General features: G+C 50.7%; 13 protein-coding genes. 7 read left to right on the top strand and 6 right to left on the bottom strand.

Going from position 1 to position 18913, the window contains the following annotated elements:
- Positions 1-58 precede the first annotated feature (58 nt).
- A complete protein-coding gene (locus tag JW984_04090; GenBank protein MBN1572359.1) occupies positions 59-1129 on the bottom strand; it encodes a glycosyltransferase in 1071 nt (356 codons plus the stop codon).
- A 410-nt stretch (positions 1130-1539) separates the two neighbouring features.
- Here JW984_04090 and JW984_04095 point away from each other — a divergent pair, with 410 nt between their 5' ends.
- From JW984_04095 to JW984_04105, 3 genes are all read left to right on the top strand, one after another.
- The gene (locus JW984_04095; protein MBN1572360.1) at positions 1540-2682 is read left to right on the top strand and encodes a DUF362 domain-containing protein; all 1143 of its coding nucleotides are present in this window, start codon (positions 1540-1542) and stop codon (positions 2680-2682) included.
- An 83-nt stretch (positions 2683-2765) separates the two neighbouring features.
- Positions 2766-5051: an RND family transporter gene (locus JW984_04100; protein MBN1572361.1), complete on the top strand. Its 2286-nt coding sequence runs from the start codon at positions 2766-2768 to the stop codon at positions 5049-5051.
- A 344-nt stretch (positions 5052-5395) separates the two neighbouring features.
- Positions 5396-6961 (top strand): pentapeptide repeat-containing protein, encoded by a 1566-nt coding sequence (locus tag JW984_04105; GenBank protein MBN1572362.1) that lies wholly within the window; start codon positions 5396-5398, stop codon positions 6959-6961.
- A gap of 82 nt (positions 6962-7043) precedes the next feature.
- On the opposite strand, the gene JW984_04110 is transcribed toward JW984_04105, so the two are convergent.
- Both JW984_04110 and JW984_04115 read right to left on the bottom strand, forming a co-directional pair.
- Positions 7044-7835 carry a class I SAM-dependent methyltransferase gene (locus tag JW984_04110; protein ID MBN1572363.1) on the bottom strand — a complete coding sequence of 264 codons (792 nt, stop codon included), beginning with the start codon at positions 7833-7835 and terminating at the stop codon, positions 7044-7046.
- Positions 7836-7914: 79 nt separating this feature from the next.
- A complete protein-coding gene (locus tag JW984_04115; GenBank protein ID MBN1572364.1) occupies positions 7915-8796 on the bottom strand; it encodes a hypothetical protein in 882 nt (293 codons plus the stop codon).
- Positions 8797-9298: 502 nt separating this feature from the next.
- On the opposite strand from JW984_04115, the gene JW984_04120 reads away from it, so the two are divergent.
- Together JW984_04120 and JW984_04125 are read left to right on the top strand one after the other, a co-directional pair.
- Positions 9299-12700, top strand: a complete 3402-nt coding sequence (locus JW984_04120) for a tetratricopeptide repeat protein (protein ID MBN1572365.1) — start codon at positions 9299-9301, stop codon at positions 12698-12700.
- A gap of 124 nt (positions 12701-12824) precedes the next feature.
- On the top strand, positions 12825-13781 hold the full coding sequence (locus JW984_04125) for a calcium/sodium antiporter (protein ID MBN1572366.1): 957 nt from the start codon (positions 12825-12827) through the stop codon (positions 13779-13781).
- A gap of 25 nt (positions 13782-13806) precedes the next feature.
- Here JW984_04125 and JW984_04130 read toward each other — a convergent pair whose 3' ends face one another.
- Entirely contained in the window at positions 13807-15807 is a 2001-nt protein-coding gene (locus JW984_04130) for a cation:proton antiporter (GenBank protein ID MBN1572367.1), read from the bottom strand.
- 278 nt (positions 15808-16085) lie between these two features.
- Between JW984_04130 and JW984_04135 the strand changes: the two genes are divergently transcribed.
- A complete protein-coding gene (locus JW984_04135) occupies positions 16086-17516 on the top strand; it encodes a cobalamin-dependent protein (GenBank protein MBN1572368.1) in 1431 nt (476 codons plus the stop codon).
- A 73-nt stretch (positions 17517-17589) separates the two neighbouring features.
- A complete protein-coding gene (locus JW984_04140; GenBank protein ID MBN1572369.1) occupies positions 17590-17946 on the top strand; it encodes a hypothetical protein in 357 nt (118 codons plus the stop codon).
- A gap of 16 nt (positions 17947-17962) precedes the next feature.
- Here JW984_04140 and JW984_04145 read toward each other — a convergent pair whose 3' ends face one another.
- The gene (locus JW984_04145; GenBank protein ID MBN1572370.1) at positions 17963-18385 is read right to left on the bottom strand and encodes a hypothetical protein; all 423 of its coding nucleotides are present in this window, start codon (positions 18383-18385) and stop codon (positions 17963-17965) included.
- A gap of 17 nt (positions 18386-18402) precedes the next feature.
- Complete coding sequence (locus JW984_04150) at positions 18403-18807, bottom strand: hypothetical protein (protein MBN1572371.1); 405 nt, start codon at positions 18805-18807, stop codon at positions 18403-18405.
- Positions 18808-18913 lie beyond the last annotated feature (106 nt).

Consider the following 18913-nt stretch of genomic DNA (forward strand, 5'->3'; position numbering starts at 1 on the left):
GAGAGTGACCTATGACTTGGCCGCTTACCGGTCTGAAAGACTTATATCCTCGATCTCCTCAGTCCTCCGAATCGTCCACCGTCCCCGCGCGCCTCGCCACGTAGAGGGGGCGCCCCTTGACGTTGTCGAAGATCCGGGCGATATACTCCCCCATTATGCCGAGGGTCAAAAGCTGGACGCCCCCCACGAAGAAGAGGGCGACGATCAGGATTGCGGCCTTAGGCTCACTGAGGCCCCCCGTCAGATGGACGGTCAGATAGTATGCGCCGAAGACGAGAGAGATCAGGAGGCTTGCTACCCCCGAGTAGGAGGCGAATTTCAAGGGGAGGTGGGAGAAGGATATCAGGCCGTCTATGGCGAACCTCACCCTGTAGGCAATCGAATATTTCGTCTCGCCGGCGTGGCGGGCGTGGCGCTCGTAGGTGTAACCCTCCTGTTTTAAACCCACCCAGCTCCTCATTCCCCTCAGAAACCGGTTCTCCTCCTTCATCCCCCGCATGATGTCGGCGACCCTCCTGTCCATGAGGCAGAAGTCCCCCGTGTCCAGCGGGATGTATATTGATGAGACCCGCTGCAGGATGCGGTAGAAGAGGGCGAAGGCCGCCCTTATCAGAAAGAACTCCTTCCTCTTCTCCCTTATGGCGTAGACCACGTCCCTTCCGTTCCGCCACCTCTTTATCAGGTCGGGGAGGACCTCAGGCGGATCCTGGAGGTCGGCGTCCATGATTATTACGGCGCTGCCCACGGCGTAGTCGATCCCGGCGGTGACGGCGAGCTGGTGGCCGAAGTTTCGCGCCAGCTCCACGCACCTGACCCGACCATCTTTGCCTGCGAGACCCCGCATAATATCGAGGCTTCCGTCTTTGCTTCCGTCGTCCACGAAAATTATCTCGAAGGACGAAGAGGCTTCCTCCAATATCTTTATCAGCCTGTCGTAGATGAGGGGGAGGTTATCCTCCTCGTTGTATACAGGGATGACCACGGATACCTCGACGCCGTCGCCTTTTGACATTTTCGGCAGGGACGGCCTCGTGGGGTCTTCTTCGGGGCCATACTCCTTCATCATTGCGGAGAGTCTCCGGCAGAACTCTAGGGCCGCCTTCTGGTCGTTGACGGGTATTTCCACCATACTAATATTACCTTTAAGCTCGGTCTTTTTACGTGCCATTTTCAAAACGCTCCTTGAAAGTCTATCTGGGCCGATTCTACAATACAGGGGAACCTCCCTTTAGCCCCTCAAATTTTCCTTAAGTCAATCTTTCTCTATCCGACTTTCTTCCTTCCAAAGAAGATATAATACCAAAAATGGGGGATTTGGTTCAAGGAATTTATTGTCTTGACAACCGATTATGGTTCAGACCTGACGGTAAAATCTACACTCTTTTTGTCGTCTAAAAGACGGTTTCACAGCGGAGAGTTTATGACCAATATCATGTATGGAATTTTCAATCTCCCATATTATGTATTTATACACTCTCTCATTGTTGACTAATCTTCTAATGCTGTGGTATCTTAGATAGTAAGATCGGAGGTTAAGCCTTGGCAAATATTGATAAAAGGGTAAAGGTCTCTCTGGTAAGATGCGACGACTACGGCTCGGGGGAGGTTTATAAGAAGGTCGGTCAGGCCGTAGATCTCTTGGGGGGAATCGGTAGATTCGTGTCAAAGGGGGAGAGAGTCATCGTGAAGCCGAACATGCTCTCCGCAAGGCCGCCTAAGAAGGCGGTCCAGACCCACCCAGCCGTGGTGGAGGCCGTGGTCAAGCTCGTCATGGACGCCGGGGGCGTCCCGATGATCGGGGACAGCCCCGCCATCGGGAGCCTCGCGTCCTGTCTTTCGAAGGGGGAGTTTATTCCCGTAATAAAGAAGTACAATGTTACGGTCTTGAAGTTCGACGAGCCTGTGACCCTGAGCAATCCGAGCGGGATGTTCAAGTCCTTTCAGGTGGCAAGGGAGATAACCGAGGCGGACAAGATCATCAACGTCCCGAAGCTGAAAACCCATGGCCAGATGGTCATGACGATGGCGGTGAAGAACCTCTTCGGGGCTGTCGTGGGGGCCAGGAAGACCCAGTGGCACCTCAAGGTGGGAAACCACCCTGAGAAATTCGCAAGGATGCTCCTCGACCTCCACTACCTGATAAATCCAACGTTGTCTATCATGGACGCAATAACGGCGATGGAGGGAAACGGCCCCGGAAGCGGCGACCCGGTTGACCTGGGGCTGATCTTCGCCGGAGTGGACGCTTCTGCCGTAGACGCCGTGGCAGCAAAGGTTGTGGGGCTTGACCCCTCGCTCCTCTACACCCTTGCCGTTGCGAAAAGGGAAGGGATGGGTGTCGCAGAATTGTCGGACGTCGAGGTCGTCGGCGAAAGGGTCGAGGACGTCTCGGTCGACGGGTTCAGGTTTCCGCCCACCGGCCCTATCTTGGGGGGGGTGCCGTCGGTCATCACGAGGATAGCGAGGAGGACCCTGACCCCCAGGCCCGTTGTCGATCACGAAGCCTGCATCGTGTGCGGGCAGTGCGCCAATATCTGCAGCGCAAAGGCGATCACCGAATCGGAGACGAAGATCAATATCGACTACAACAAGTGCATCCGCTGCTTCTGCTGCCAAGAGATATGCCCCGAGGGGGCGATCCAGATCAGGACCGGCTTTTTCCCGAGCCTTCGGAAAAGCTGAGGGGATATTTCTTAAATGAACTCCGGAGCTTTGAAAATTGAAGCGGAAGTTAAATCCAAGGGCGGCATGAAGTTAGACGAGATATGAAAAGATTCGGCCAGCTGATTCTTAAATTCCGCATCCCCATACTTGCGGCAATCCTTTGCATATTTACAATTTCCCTTTACGGAGCCAGGGACGTCTCTGTCGACAACTCCATAAAGATCTGGTTCGTCGAGGACGACCCGAACATGCAGGACTTCGCCGAGTTCAACAAGACCTACGGCGGGGACGAGTTCATCTCCGTTGCCCTCAAGACCAAAAACGTCGACTCCATATTCAACGCCAGAGACCTAAAGATCATCTCCGACATCAGCGCCGACCTGAAGAAAGTCAAGGGTGTCACCTACGTGGTCAGCGTGACAGACGCCGTGGACGTATGGGGGGTCGAGGACGGAGTTCACATAGGGGACTTGATGGAGGAGTTCCCGAAAAATGAGGCCGAGATCGAAAAGCTCAGGGAGCGGGTCTTTTCCAACCCCCTATACATCGGCACCCTGATCTCGGAGGACGGAAAGACAACGCTGATAACGGCGCGACTTAAGGACATCAGCATCATCGACGAGAGGCGCCCCGAGATCGTGAGGGAGGTGAGGGGGATCGCCAAAAAATATGAAAAGGAGTGGGGAGACACCATCCACATAGCGGGGATTCCCGTCCTCAACGTCTCCTTAAATGAGCTTACGTTCAAAGACCTCACGACCTTTATCCCCATCACCATCCTCCTTACGGTCTTCACCCTGTTTATCACCATGAGGCGGTGGTCGGCGGTCGCCCTCTCAATCTCGTCGGTCGGAATAAGCGTAGTGATCGCCATGGGGATCTACAAGATCACCGGAAAGTCGATGAGCATGATGACCACGATGGTGCCGACCCTGATCATGGTCATCGGCGTCGCCGACTCGATCCACATCATAAACCACTACTTCGAACGCGCCCTGGACTCCGCAGGGAAATCTAAGCGGGAGATTATCGTGAACACAATCGGGGTTATCGGCGTGCCGTGTCTCATGACCACCGTGACCACCGCCGTCGGTTTCTCCACGCTGGGCCTGAGCCAGATGGTGCCGGTGAGGGAGACGGGGCTCTTCACCGCGGCGGGGATATTGACGGCGTTCATTATAACGATGACCTTTATCCCCATAAGCTACAGCTTCATGCGCCTCCCTAAAAAGAAGACCCCCCACGACGAGGGGAGGGGGGTAATCGTCTCCGTCCTCAACTGGTGCTACAGGATTTCGACCTCCCATCCCGTCCCCGTCGTAATCTTAGGGGCGGCGCTTTTTTTCGGCTCGGTCTACTACATGACGAAGATCAACGTGGAGACCCAGGACATCGAGTTCATGCGCGAGAGCCACCCGCTCAGGGTCGCCTACCACTTCATGGAGGATAACGTGGGCAACGTCACCCCCGTGGAGTTCATCATCGAGGGGGAGCCGGGCACCGGCCACGAGCCTAATACGCTCAAAGCCGTGGAGGACTTCCAGAGATACCTCGCGGCCGACCCTGACATCTCCACCTCCCTTGCCGTCACCGACCTGATAAAGCGCCTCAACATGGCCTTTGATGAAAACAACCCGGAGAGCTACAGGATCCCCGAGACTCGGGGGGGGATCGCCCAGCTCCTCCTACTCTACGAGATGGCCCCGGACGGCGAGCTGGAGTACTTCCTAAACTTCGACTCGTCCGGTATGCGGATCAGCGGGAGGGCGAAGAACATCACGTCCAAGCAGTGCAAAATCCTTCTCAACAAGACCGACAAATACTTCAAGGAGAACCTCCCCGAGGGGCTGACCGGCAGGATGACCGGCATCGTTCCCCTCTACGTCCACATGGTGGATTACATCATAAGGAGCCAGATGGTCTCGTTCTCCCTGGCGTTTGTGATAATCTTCCTGCTCTTAGGTCTCCAGCTCAGGTCGGTGAGGCTGGGGCTGATCTCGATCATCCCGAACACGATCCCGATCGCCATGACGATGGGGGCGATGGGGCTCTTCGGGATTAATCTCGACACGGCGACGGTTATGATATCCACGGTGGCCATCGGCATTGCGGTGGACGACACGATCCACTTCCTGAACCGCTACAAGTTAGAGTTCAGGGAGGTCAACGACCACGAGGAGGCGATCAAAAGGGCGCTCAACACCTCCGGGAGAGCCATCGTCACCACGTCGATCATACTGCTGTTCGGGTTCTGGACGCTGCTGTTCGGGAGCTTCAAGCCGACGACCTACTTTGGTTTTCTCTCCGGCGTCACGATGCTGACGGCGCTGATAGGGGATCTCTTGGTGCTGCCGGCGGCGCTGGTGCTCTTCCGGCCGAAGTTTTAGGGTTGGGTGGAAACGGGAATCCAGCCTGTCCCTGCGTATGTAGGGATTGATATCAATCTGGATTCCCGGTCAAGCCGGGAATGACAGAATAAAGGATTCCCTTTTTTCTATAAATCCCTTTTCCCAGCCGTTCCCCTTCCATTGTCATTCCCGCGAAAGCGGGAATCCAGATATAAAATCATAATGTTTTATATACTATCATACTCTAATCTTCCAATTTCAAAACATTGACAAAATTGAATATTCCTGATAAATAATATCTGTGCGTCTGCGTAGTCAGTTTTCTTGTCATTGCGAGCGACTGGAGTGAGCAAAGCAATAACAGGTAATTGAGGTTTTATAAAATGTGTGATTATAGAAGCAATAAAACAACGTATATAAGAATAGATGATAAAGATTTTATATGCGTACATGATATGCATTATATATGCCCACATTCCGATTACGGGCCGGGGAAGGATAATAAAAAAGCTTTTTGTATCTTCCACAACGATAGAGAAGATAAGGATTTAGAATATTTCTGTAAAGAGTTCAAGAAGCTCTATGAATCGGGGAAGCATGATTTCCGGGATTTTATATTCCCGAAGGACTTCGATTTCAGTAAGTTGAGAGTGGAAAAGGGAGGTCTCGAGTTTAAAGAGGCCAACTTCGGGGGGGCGACATTCTCGGGAGAAGCCGACTTTATAGAGGCAACATTCTCGAAATGGGCTAACTTCGGAGAGGCGAAATTCTCGGGAGTGGCCAACTTTAGTAGGGTGACATTCTCGAGAAAAACCTGCTTCATGGAGGCGAAATTCTCAGGGAAGGCCTGCTTCGTGGGGGCGAAATTCTTGGGAGGGGCCGACTTTATGGAGGCGACATTCTCGGAAAGGGCCGAATTCAGGGGGGCGAAATTCTCAGGACAGGCCTACTTCGTGGGGGCGAAATTCTCGGGAGAGGCAGACTTTATAAATGCAACATTCTCGGAAAAGTGTAAAGTCGTTTTTAGAGGAAAAACCTTCGATGACAACAAAAAAGCCTATTTTGAAAATCTAAATATCGAAAAAGACGCAGATCTTATATTTAATGAAGTGAATCTTAATTGTGTTAGATTTCTGCGTACCGACTTGAGTAAAATAGATTTTCTAAAAGTATACTGGACGGGCAGAAAATATAAATCTTTATTCTATTGGGGCAGGATTAAAGTTTTCGATGAGAAATTTCAGGAGAAAGGATGGCCTCTTCGAAACCTCCAACTACTATTGTATAACCTTAGATATTGGCTTTTTAAGCTAAAAAAAGAACCTAAAGAGAGAGAAGAAAAAAGTCGATTAAGGACCTTTTTCAGAAAGATAGTTTTTAAAATTCTAAAACAGTTTAAAATATCAGTACCAAGAAAAAGAGAGCAAGAACATTACGAAGTCTACCGATTATACAACCAGCTCCTCTTCAATTACGAAGGGACTAATAGACATCACGAAGCCGGAGATTTTTTCGCTGGGCAAATGGAGATGAGAAGAAGAGGGTATCTAGATGGAAAGATATTCTCATGGATTCTGCTAATTTTATATAAAATCACATCGGAATATGGAGAGAGACCACTTAGAGCTTTTGGGTGGCTTCTTGTTGTTTGGTTGATATTTGGTTATGTCTATTTGCAAATAGGATTATATCCTTCCGCTGGTGGTGAAATATTACAAAAAAGTATCATTATTCAAAAAAACATATTTGCTTTTTTAAGAGACTACTTTCAGGGACTTATAGTCAGCTTGGATATTATGACCATTGGTAGAGTAAAACAGCTTTATAATATGTATACTGTTGTGGATAAGCCGATAGCGTCTGTCTTTAAATTTATTCAAACTGTACTTAGTGCTATATTGCTCGCGCTCTTTCTTTTCTCGATAAATAGAAAGTTTAAAAGGAAGTAAGATTAGTTTGATAAAGAAATCATGAACCGCAAGTTCAGGCGCACGAAGGATTAGGCGCCGGGGGGCTTTCCCTCCAACATTTTCATTTCACGCCGGTCGCCCAGAATATAGGCATGAAGACCAAGCGCAGGCCGTTTTTTATCGCCGCCCGCTCCCGCTTGATAATCGGCCCCGGGTCCCTGCCGGCGGCGGAAAGCCACCACCCCAGATCGTCGAGGTAGATATTTAGGTCGCCCTTATCCCCCCCCTCCCCCGTCCAGAAGGAGGGGTGGACGCCCGCCTCGATCTCCTTAAAACCGGCGGAGCGAAACAGCGACACGAGTCTCCTCCCGAAGAACGGGTCTCCCCCCTTCTTCCTGATGCTGTCCGCCCAGAAATCTTTAAGCGACAGCTCCTCGGGGAGGTCGATCCTCCCGCCGTAGTCCGGCTCCCCCGTGGCGAGAAAGACCCCCCCCTTCTTCAAGACCCTTGCCGCCTCTTTTACCGCCCGCTCCGGCCTCTCCACCCACATCAGCGTGAAGTTGGTGGTAACAGCGTCGAGCTCCCCCCGCCTGAACGGGAGGTTTTGGAAGTCGCCGACCTTAAAATCGATCTTGTCGCTCTCGGGCTCAATCTCAAGATATTTCTCCCGCGCCCGCGCAATCGCCTCGACCGAGATGTCAATGCCCACGACCTTGCCCCTCGTCCTTCCGGCGATCTCGGCGGTGATCAGGCCGTCGGCGCACCCGATGTCCGCTATCTTCTCCCGCCTCATCAGCCCCGCCCGCCGGTAGAGGTCGAGGCGCATCGGCCGCGTCCACCTGGCCTGCAGGGCGAGGTATTCGAGCTCCCTTTCGAGTTCGGCGTTAATATCAAAATGGTTAATAGGGGCCATAGCGACATAATCGGTCTTTTTGGCGGCTTTGTCAAGGGGGAGATTCTTCTGCGTAGGGAAATCTGCCCCGAGGCTTAGGCTATTTCACCCTCGTCCCCTTCATCTCATATTTATACTCGCTCTCGCCGAAATGCCACTCTCCGGAGATGGAGCCTCCGTCCGGGGAGAGCGTGATGGTGAAGATACCGGCGCATTCGGGCCTTTGGTAAGTCGGGGCCTCCGACCACCACCCTTTTATCGTCCTTCCGTCGGCGGAGAGGGTTCCGTTTATCCTCCCCTGGCTCTCCTCGTAGTTCCCGGTCACGCTGCCGCCGTTGATTGTGATCGTCAGCACGCCCCACCAGTCGGTCTTCCACTTACCCTCCAGGGTTTTGGGTCCGGATACGGCCGGCCCTCCCGGAGTGGATCCGGGCTTCGTCGTTGTTCCGCCGGGTGTTGTCGGGGTTGTGCCTGGGGTTGCGGGGGTGGTGCCGGGAGTCGCAGGGGTAGTCCCGGGGGTCGTCCCAGGGGTGCCGGGGGGTGTTGTCAAACCGCCCGTGACCTTGAACTCCAGGACGACGTAGGCGTTTCTCCCGCCGTAGGCGTAAAGGGTGTACGTGGAGCCGGAGGAGAGGGTGATCGTAGATAGGGGCGCGGGACTTACAACAGGCGGATTGTCCAGATACTTCGACTCGCTGTATATAATGGGTCCCGCCTCTAACTGGAATCCCTGGGTGTCGGCCGGGGCGCCGGTGACGCAGTTGAATCCGGGGCTGATTCCCATAACCTTGAGGTCGGTGCCGGTAAGACCGTCCGCTATGGTAAAATAGGCGGGATTTGGAGAGCATCCCGCGTCGATAGAGGCGCTGACATAGTAGGCGCCCGGTTTGTTGAAGAGCTGTGTCTCGGCCGCCGGAACTGTAGCCGTAAGGAGCAAAAGCGCAATGCTTAAGCCGCAGAGGGTAATAAGAGTCCTTTTCATAGTTAACCTCCCATTCAATATTTACCGTCTGCTAATGAAAGATTAGCCTTTTTCTATGGTTTTACTATATGATACCCCTTAAAGTCCCAAAAGTCAAAAAACACCCGGTTTTGAGGATAGACCCGAAACGGGCGATGTTAATAACGGGCATTTTGTTAGTCATAAGTGAAACTATATGATTTTATTATATAAAAGACAAAGAGGGGATATGCGGCAGAAGCACAATGTAAGCTGATAATATTTAAATTTTCTTGGGCGCTCAATAGACTTGCATCGTATAGATATTGATTATTTTTGACAACGCAGGAACGAGGCAGTATAATGAATCATGTTTTGAAATTTACAATTCCTTAGAAATTTCGTTGAATTATGCATAGATGGATATTTTAAATCTGTCCTGGGAAAGGGGATAAAAAGAGAAGAGATGAATAAGGGGGGGATATTGAAAATCTACCCCCCTTTTTTAGTTCGATACAATAAGCTGTCTGCGGGGAAAAACAGTATGAAAAGGTCATTCGCTATTTTAATCGCGGTTATCGTCTTTTGTTCTTCGGCTGTAATAGCGAATTCGGAGACGATAGAGGATGGGTTAAGGTATCTCTCACTGGGAGAGAGCTCCGCCTTAAAGATGGACTATGCTTCCGCCCTCGATTATTATAAAAAGGCGGAGAGAGTCTTCAAAGAGAACGACGGTGAAAGGGCTGCCTATTACGTTCACATTGCCGTCGGCGAGGTGTACCGCAAGATGGGCGAATATGAGGAGGCCCTCTCATACGCAGGGGAGTCCCTCTCGTATATGAAGAAGACGGGTGACATAAGAGGGATCGGCTGTTCCCTCAACGTCCTGGGCCTGACCTACTGGAATATGAATAAATATGACAAGGCCCTTCCAGCTCTTGTGGAGGCCCTCAAGATACTCGAGGAGGTGGGAGAGGCCGGATCGACCGGGGATAACCTCCTCGCTCTGGGCGAGATCTATCTTGCCTTCGGCGATTCGGAGAAGGCGCTCGCCTACTTCATGAAGGCGGCTCCCATATTGAGCGGAGCTTACGACCGCAGTATCGAGGCAAGATTGTTTATAAACATCGGCGATATATACTGGAATATGGACAAACCGGAAGAGGCCTTCAAACATTACAGGGACGCCCTGAACTCATTGAAGGGGATCGTCGACGGGGCGGAAAAAGGGATCTCGCTTTTTATAAACGGCGCGACACGCCTTGAAAAACAGGAAAACGAAAAGGCCCTTGAATATCTCGAGCAGGCCCTTCCGATATTCAGGGGTGCGGGAATAAGGACGATCGAGGGGGTGATTCTGGCAGGAATCGGCGAAGTCTATTTGAACACGGATAAATACGACGATGCCCTTCTTTACACAAAGAAGGGTCTGGAGATAATAGAAGATGCGGGCAATAAGACAATGGAGGTATCGGTCCTCTACAACATGGGACTGATCCATTACAGCCTCGGCGATTTCGACAAGTCCCTTGAATACTATCAAAGGAGTCTGAAGCTGGCAAGAGAGAAGGGAAATCAGTACTACATAGTGAACAACACCTTCAATATGGGGGTTCTTTCAGCGGAGGGGGGTCAATACGAGAAGGCGCTGGATATTTTAGGTGAGGCCCTGTCGATGTGTCGTAAACAGGGCGACAGGCTCGGGGAGCTTAAGGCGATCTCCAATATCGGCTCTACCTATTTCACGATGGGGTATTACGACAAAGCCCTCCCCTACTTCGAGGAGGCGATCGCACTGAGCAAAAAGATAAAGGACAGAACGACCACGGGGACCCTCCTCAGAAATGTAGGCAATGTCTACAGGGTAACCGGCGAGTATGAAAAGGCGCTCGCCTATTTTAGCGATTCCCTGAAGATAAAGAGAGAGATCGGAGACCAATGGGAGATAGGCGCCGGGTTGAACGACATGGGACTCATATACACGAATCTGGGGCAGCACGAAAAAGCGCTCGATTACTACAAAGAGGCGTTGAAGATATTCAGGAAGACGGGCGACAGAAAAACCCAAGCCGTAGTACTCGGTAATATGGGCGTGATATATTCGGACAATGGGAGATTTGACGAGGCCCTTGCATCTCTCGAAGAGGCCCTCGAGATAAACCGGGAACTCAAGATAAAGCCGAGCGAGGCGATCACCCTTAACAATTTGGGCGGCGTATACTGGAGAACCGGACGATATGAGAAGTCCCTCTCCTTCTTTGAGGAGGCGTGTAAGATTTTTGACGAGATTGGAAAAGTGGACGCCAAGGGGACGGCGCTCCTGGACATGAGCGCGGCGTACTGGGGGATGAAGCAATACAACAAGGCGATTTTAAATCTCGAAAAAGCGCTTTCCATCGCCAACCAGATCAGAAACGTCGAAAACGTATACCTGTGTGCCTGGGGTCTGGGAAGATCGTACAGGGGACTGGGCCAAAGGGACAAGGCGATCCAGTATTACATCATGTCGATAAACGCCCTCGAGTCGATGAGGACGGGGCTCAAGAGCGAGGGGCACAAGATGTCCTTCAGCAGCAATAAGATGGAGGTTTACGAAGAGCTGATCGATCTACTGCTGGAGACGGGAAGGGTAGGTGATGCCTTCAACTACGTGGAGAGGGCGCGCTCCAGGGCCTTTCTCGATATGCTTGCAACGAAGAGGCCGGAGGTCAGAAAGGCGACGGACAAAGAGCTCCTGAAAGAGGAGGAGGAGATCAGGCACAAGCTCATGGTCTTGAGCGAAAAGAGGTCATCGGGAGAGGCTTCAAAGGCCCGGTCGACCCTGGAGGATACGAACAGGGAGATCGACGAGATAGAGAAAAGATACAGCTCCGTGATAAGAGAAATTCAGGCCAAGAGCCCGGAGCTCGCGTCCCTCGTGTCGGTAAATCCCTTTACCTTAAAGGAGGTTCAGGGCTTTATTCCCGAGGGTGTCGGCATCATCGAATTTTTCACCACGGACGACAAGGTCATTCTTTTCTCCATCGATAGGGCAGGGACTGATCTGTATCAGATTGAAGTAAACAGGAGTTCCCTCAACGAAAAGGTAAACGGGCTTCGCGACTCCCTCCTGACGTTTGACCTCGATGACTTTCAGTACAAATCCCGAGAGCTGTACGATCTGCTCCTCTCTTCGGCCCTGAAAGACGTCAAGGGTGAAAAGCTCATAATCATTCCCCACGGGCCGCTCCACTATCTCCCGTTTGCGGCGCTTTACGACGGGGAAAAATATATTGTCGACAGGTACACTGTTATTGTTGACCCCAGCGCAAGCGTCTTGAGGTTCATAGTCGATAAGAGGAAGGGGATCGGCGGCAGGGTCCTGGCTTTTGGGAATCCGAAGACAAATCATTCATCTCTCCCCTATGCCGAGAAAGAGGTGGGGGACATCAAAGCCGTAATGGGGGACGTCGATATATACGTGGAAGATCGCGCCACGGAGACATTGGGGAAGGAAAAATTCCCCAACTACAACGTCATCCACCTTGCGTCCCATGGGAAATTTAAGGAGGAAGAGCCTCTCCTATCCTCCCTGTATCTCGCCGAAGATGGAAAGAACGACGGGGTCCTTATGGTCCACGAGCTTTTCGGTCTCGACCTTAACAAGACGTCTCTGGTTGTCCTCTCCGCCTGCGAGACTGGCCTCGCCAAGGTGACGGGCGGAGACGAGCTTATAGGCCTCTCCAGGGGATTTACCTTTGCAGGGACGCCGTCCCTTGTCGTCACCCTCTGGGAGGTCTCAGACGATTCGACCGCCGAGCTGATGGTCGAGTTCTATAAAAATCTCAAGTCCGGCATGGATAAGCCGGACGCGTTGAGAGAGGCGCAGATCATATTGAAATCGAACGAGAAATACAAACACCCCTTTTACTGGGCGCCGTTCGTGATAATCGGGGACTGGAAGTGAAGATTCTATAACGCCAACTTGGATATACGAGTGTTATATACAGACCTTCAATGAATCAGACGAAATATGAGCACAATGTGCGGCTGCCTGATATAAGTCTATATTGATTGTACCTTTTTAGAGAATGATATTAGAAATAGTTTTATACATTTGCGGTGGACTCGCCCTGTTGACATTGGGGGCCGAAGGTCTTGTCAGGGGCAGCGCCTCACTTGCGGAGAGGATCGGACTTTCCCGCCTGATAATCGGCCTTACGATCGTAGCGTTCGGGACAAGCAGCCCGGAGATGGTAGTGAGCGTCAGCGCCGCTTTGGACGGGAACAGCGCCATCTCCCTCGGAAATGTCATCGGGTCCAATATTGCCAACATCGCCTTGATAGCGGGGTTGTCGGCCATGGTTCATCCCATAGGTATTGACAGGAATATCGTCCGCTATCAGATCCCCTTCCTGATCTTTGTCTCCGTTTTGATATGCATAAATTTCATTGACGGAATCCTTCAGAGGTACGAGGGGCTGATTTTAATTGCCATTCTGGTAGTTTTTTTGTTTGTCGCGATCCGCAGATCCAGGGAGAATTCAAGGGAACCGGTGGCCGATGCAAAAACGTCGCAGGACAATTCGAAACCCGGCCTGCTTAACAGGATTCCGATCCTTCTGATATTAATAACTCTGGGATTGTTCTTTCTGGTGGCGGGGGCGGATTTCTTCGTAAAAGGCGCAATACTTTTTACGGAGCGCTTCGGGGTATCCGAAGGGGTGGTGGGGCTGACCATTGTTGCCCTGGGAACCAGCCTTCCAGAGCTAGCCACGTCGCTTGTCGCGGCGTACAAGGGAGAAAGCGACATAGCGATCGGCAACGTCGTGGGATCGAATATCTTCAACATCCTCGCAATACTCGGCATCACCTCGATGCTTCGCCCGGTCCCGCAAATAGGCATTACCTTTGTGGATTTCCTTGTGATGCTGGGCACGGCGATTATTCTTCTCCCCCTCTCGAAGAGCGGCTTTGTCCTTGACAGGAAAGAGGGATTTGTTATGGTGTTGATCTATGTCGTGTATGTAGTGGTTATCTACATTTAATTATTTTTATCCTTTATGGTGGGAATCATTGAAGATCGTCTTCGAATACGTCGCTGATCTTTGATACCGACTCAGGGGATCCCTGAAGTATCAGCCTGTCACCCTTTTTCAAGGTTACATCTCCATTGGGATCCAATATTGTTTCTTTACCCCTTCTTATCATAAGGATATCTACGTCATACCTTTTTCTCAAATCGATTTCTCCTACGGTCTTTTTCGCCAGTTCTGATTTCTCTCCTATATTGTAAATGCATATTTCGATTTCGGGAATGCACTTGGCGTAATCTGATAGCTGGTCTTTCTTCATGAAAATGGAGCGATAGAAGCTGTATCCATCCGCTCGTATTTCATCGACAATCTGGTCGATTTCACGATCGGGAACGCTAAACTGCATCAGTACACGGGAGAATATCTCGATCGATGTTTCAAATTCTTCCGGTATTACCTCATCCGCGCCGAGTTGATACAGTGGAACCATTTCGCTGACGAACCTGGTCCTTGCAATAATACTTATATCTTTGTTTAATGTTCTTGCAATTGACACTATTCTCCTTGTTGCTGCAGGATCGGATATTACCGATACTAAAACCTTTGCCTTTTTAATACCGGCCTTTTTCAAGATAGATTCATGGGTTCCATCACCATAAAGTATTAACTCTCCCTTTTTCCGTTCCAAATGGATCGTGTCGGGATTCATCTCAATAATCACATAAGGTATCCCTTTCATTTTAGCCGACCGGGCAACATTCCTGCCGTTTATTCCGAAGCCGATAATCATAATGTGATTCTTTAGATGAAAGGTCTTTTCCACATAAGTTTCAGCTATAGTACCGTATAGGCCTTCTCGCAGGAAGTTAGGTATTGGCAGTCTGTTGAATGCATCTGATACAGATGGTGACATTTTTATCAAGAAGGGAGTTGCCAGCATGGTCAGTATTGCTACGTTAAGGAAAAGCTGGTAGGTGTCGTTAGCGATGAGATTGAGATCTCCACCGATCTCAAGCAAGAGGAAGGAGAATTCGCCCACCTGACAGATCGTCAGGCCGACTATTATAACCACACGAATCGGATAACCCAAGAGAAATACGGAAAGAGATACCAGCATTATCTTGATCAATATTATCAAGGAGAATGCCGAGATAGCGAGAACTAAATTATCTATGAAGTAGTTGACGTTTAACAGCATTCCGATCGATATGAAAAAAAAGCTGGAAAAGACAACACGAAAAGGGAGGACATCGCTGAGTACCTGCTGACTATATTCGGAGTTTGAGATAATCAGCCCCGCAAGAAAAGCTCCAAACGCCAGCGATAGTCCAAAAAAATAGGTCAGCCATGCGATAGAAAAACAAATGACCACAATTACGAGAGATAACAGCTCCTTGCTCTGGGTTTTTATCACGTAATATAGGATGCGATTGATGAACCACTGTCCCCCAATAATAGTTAATAGTATTATGCTTATCGCCTTAACGGCAAAAAGAAATAGTGCCGTGGTGATATTTTCATCAGATCCCGCTAAAAACGGGACGACAAGAATCATAAGGACTATAACTATGTCCTGAAAAATCAATATTCCCACGGACAGCTGTCCATGGGGAGTCTCAAGCTCCGCCTTGTCCTGTAATAGCTTAAGCACGATTGCCGTACTGCTCAAAGCCGTTAAAAAACCTAAAAAAATCGATTCATTGAAGGGCTTGCCTAAAAACATAAAGATGAGAAATATGACGAATATCGTCGACATGACCTGAAGTGATCCACCGAGAATGGTGTTTCTTCCGATTCTCAGAAGGTTCTTCATCGAAAATTCGATGCCGAGGCTGAACAAAAGAAGGACAATGCCTATCTCGGAGAGCATCTTTACTTCTTTATAGCTGGAAATCAACCCAAGGGCGAAGGGACCTATAAGCGCCCCTGTAGTGATGTATCCCAAGACTATTGGGATGTCAAACCTGTGGCAGATGAAGAGAACGACCACAGCCGTCCCAAAGATTATTAGAATGTCGTTGAATATCGTTATTTCCATAACGCTTTGTGTGTTTAAGAGTCTTTTTGTAAAGGTTCTTAATTCCTTCTAAACTGTATTATAGTTAAGTTTTGGATGTGTTGTAAACTAAATTCTCTCTATTAAGAGATGGATATGTAAGCACTCTTACCCGAGCTCCTATAAGGATTTGAAATAGATAAGAGGCCTGATACAAACTGATTGTGAAAATTGTTTAAGGGTGTTATAGTATTACAGGTTCTGGTTGTGCCGGGATCAATATAGCAAAGACCTGTTAAAACGATCATTAAGGAGGATATGTGAGGACACTTATTGTTTCCGCGAACCTGGAGGTGACGCCCGACCCGGTATACCCGATCGGGGCGGCGTACGTGGCGGCGGCCGTCAGGGAGGCGGGCCATGAAGTCGATATCCTGGACGTAGTCTTTGCGGATGACATGGCAAAGGCGGTGGGGGAAAAGATCGCGTCTTTCAATCCTGAAGTCGTGGGGGTGTCGATAAGAAACATAGACAACGTGGCCTATCCCCTATACCTCTCTTATATAGACGAGACGAAGGAGATCGTCGATACGATCAGGTCCTCCTTTTCCGGCCCCCTGGTCCTCGGGGGGTCGGGCTTTACGATGATGCCTATTGACATGCTCGAATATGTGGGCGAGACGACCGGAATAGTCGGGGAGGGGGAGGATGCGATGGTGAGGTTTCTCACAGCCCTCTCCGGAGACGGGGAGCTCTCCTATGTATCGGGCCTTATTGTGACGGAAAACGGCAAAGTCAAGATAAACAACCCGCCCCGAATAATCGAGGACTTCGACCGCGTCCCGATTCCCGCAGACGACCTGTGCGACAACGCCGCCTACCTGAAGTGGGGGGGGATGGGGAGCGTCCAGACGAAGCGCGGCTGCCCCATCGGGTGCATCTACTGCACCTACCCGGTCGTCGAGGGAAAGGCGATGAGGCTGAGAGACCCGGCGGCCGTGGTCGACGAGATGGAGCGCTCGCTCGATCGGTGGGGGGTGGACACCTACTTCATCGTGGACAGCGTCTTCAACAACCCGCCGGAGCACGCCCGCCAGATCGCCCGGGAGATTGTTAGGAGGGGTCTTACCCTTCGCCTGTCGGCATACTTCTCCCCCGCCTTCATCGATGAGGGGCTGCTGGAAGACCTCGCCCGCGCCGGGGTGACCGGCGTTGACCTGGGTGCGGACAGCCTGGCCGACCCTATTCTCAAGAAGCTGGGGAAGAACTTCAAGAGACGGGACGTGGTTGAAGCCGTCAGGGCGGCAAAGTCGGTGGGCATCATGACGTGCCTCAACATAATTTTCGGGGCGCCGGGGGAAACAAAGGACACGATGCGGGAAACCGTCGACCTCTTGGACGAGCTACAGCCCACGGCGAACCACGCCATGGTGGGGATTCGGATCTTCCCCGGGACGGGCCTCCAGAGGCTTGCGATAAAAGAAGGGATGCAGGAGGCTAAAAATATCAACCTCTCCCCGATATTTTACATCGCGCCGGCTGTTGTGGAGGAGGCCGTCGAGTTCGTCCACGAGTGCGCCGTCAGCCGCCCCTACTGGATAGTGCCGGGGCAGATGGTGATGGCGGGCCAGGACTTCTCCGGGATGCTCAAGCCTCAGCGCTACGACAGCGGCCTTGGCGCTCCCTTCAGGATGCAGGGAATAAAAGGCCCCCTCTGGGAGATGATGGGAAAACCGCCGGAGGGGGAGTAGGGGGGGGCACAGATCAGAATCCAAATTGAAAGAAAACTCGTGACTGATGCGTTTTTTATTAAAAGGGACTATTATGCCGGAAAAACAATTCTTTATCGGTTTTATTCTTTTTTTTGTATGGATTTTGGCCAGCACCCTTTCGATCTATCTTGGGGCGCGATTGGCGCATATTGAGAAAAACACACTCTGGCGATCCTTCTTTGTGGCTTTTGTTAGCGGCTTTTTGCTGTTGATTGTTGTCTCGATCACCCGAGACACCACCGGAGCAAACCTTCTTATATGGGTTGTCTTATATGCCGCGATAGCCTTACCAATTATCAAGTGGGTTTTTAAAACGACTTTCAAAAAAATTGTCATCCCTTGGATCTTAACTGTACTGTGTCTTGGAATTGCGTTCCTAATACGACATTTTTTAATCGACATCCTCTAAGTTGAAAGAATCATACCTACCTCACATCAAACACCACGGTCCTGTACAGCTGATCCCCGATGTAAATCTCCACCACCCACCGCCCGGAGGGGTCCCCCGGGTCAATCCTGTTGACCGAATACTGGATGGAGCTTTCCGTGTCAAGGCCGAAGGTTGCGGAAACCACACGGTTTTCACCGGGCAAGTACTCGATATCGGTGGAGCCGTCTATGGTCTGGGCGGTCTTGGGCTCTCTTGGAAGGATCATCTCCCACCGGTGCCCGACGGTTTTTCCCATGTCGTTTTCGTAGCTGAAGATAAAGCCGAAGTGGATGCCCGGAATATTCGGGATCGACTTAGTCTTTTTCGACACGTAATACATGCCGTATTGGTCTTTTGCCAATAGCCCGAACTCAAAATTGGTAATTGTAATGCCGGCGATATGCTCCCTTGTCTCCATGTCGGTCTTTGAGACCTTTACTCTTTCTTGAATACGTAGGTGAAAGGTATCGCGATCAGGTCGCCTATGATGTACGTTATAAAAAATACGGTTAGCATCACCGCATACATCTCCACCTTGCCCGCAAACAATAGGGGCAGTATCACGCAGATCATCCATATCGATTTGTAGCAGAGCTGCAGCAACAAAATCGGCGTAAATTTGAGGGGCGAGCGTAAGCCCAATATCGACAAGACTCCAAAGGCGACGTAGACGCTGCCGACAATTCCGAACACGACCGGGTCTTGGGGCGGAAATTTAAACAAGGATTTCATCAGCTCCGGCGCAAAGAGCATTCCCAGTCCTGAGCCCCCCGCCCCCAGAATCGTGTAGATATACATGAACTTAATCCAGCCGAATCTGGCCTTTTCATGGTTGGACATGACGACCTCCTTAAAAATTTTAGGTGATTGTAAAAGATTTGCCACCATGATAAGGTAAATCATGGACATCAAATCTTTCCAAAGTATCGTAAAAACAGAGAAAACA

Origin of the sequence: Candidatus Zymogenus saltonus (assembly GCA_016929395.1) — a bacterium.
GTDB lineage: Bacteria > Desulfobacterota > Zymogenia > Zymogenales > Zymogenaceae > Zymogenus > Zymogenus saltonus.

Excerpts from the sequence above, each read along its gene's own strand:
- JW984_04090 (MBN1572359.1), bottom strand. The coding sequence starts at position 1,129 with ATGGTGGAAATACCCGTCAACGACCAGAAGGCGGCCCTAGAGTTCTGC.
- JW984_04100 (MBN1572361.1), top strand. The coding sequence starts at position 2,766 with ATGAAAAGATTCGGCCAGCTGATTCTTAAATTCCGCATCCCCATACTT.
- JW984_04105 (MBN1572362.1), top strand. The coding sequence starts at position 5,396 with ATGTGTGATTATAGAAGCAATAAAACAACGTATATAAGAATAGATGAT.
- JW984_04110 (MBN1572363.1), bottom strand. The coding sequence starts at position 7,835 with ATGGCCCCTATTAACCATTTTGATATTAACGCCGAACTCGAAAGGGAG.
- JW984_04115 (MBN1572364.1), bottom strand. The coding sequence starts at position 8,796 with ATGAAAAGGACTCTTATTACCCTCTGCGGCTTAAGCATTGCGCTTTTG.
- JW984_04120 (MBN1572365.1), top strand. The coding sequence starts at position 9,299 with ATGAAAAGGTCATTCGCTATTTTAATCGCGGTTATCGTCTTTTGTTCT.
- JW984_04125 (MBN1572366.1), top strand. The coding sequence starts at position 12,825 with ATGATATTAGAAATAGTTTTATACATTTGCGGTGGACTCGCCCTGTTG.
- JW984_04130 (MBN1572367.1), bottom strand. The coding sequence starts at position 15,807 with ATGGAAATAACGATATTCAACGACATTCTAATAATCTTTGGGACGGCT.
- JW984_04140 (MBN1572369.1), top strand. The coding sequence starts at position 17,590 with ATGCCGGAAAAACAATTCTTTATCGGTTTTATTCTTTTTTTTGTATGG.
- JW984_04145 (MBN1572370.1), bottom strand. The coding sequence starts at position 18,385 with ATGGAGACAAGGGAGCATATCGCCGGCATTACAATTACCAATTTTGAG.
- JW984_04150 (MBN1572371.1), bottom strand. The coding sequence starts at position 18,807 with ATGTCCAACCATGAAAAGGCCAGATTCGGCTGGATTAAGTTCATGTAT.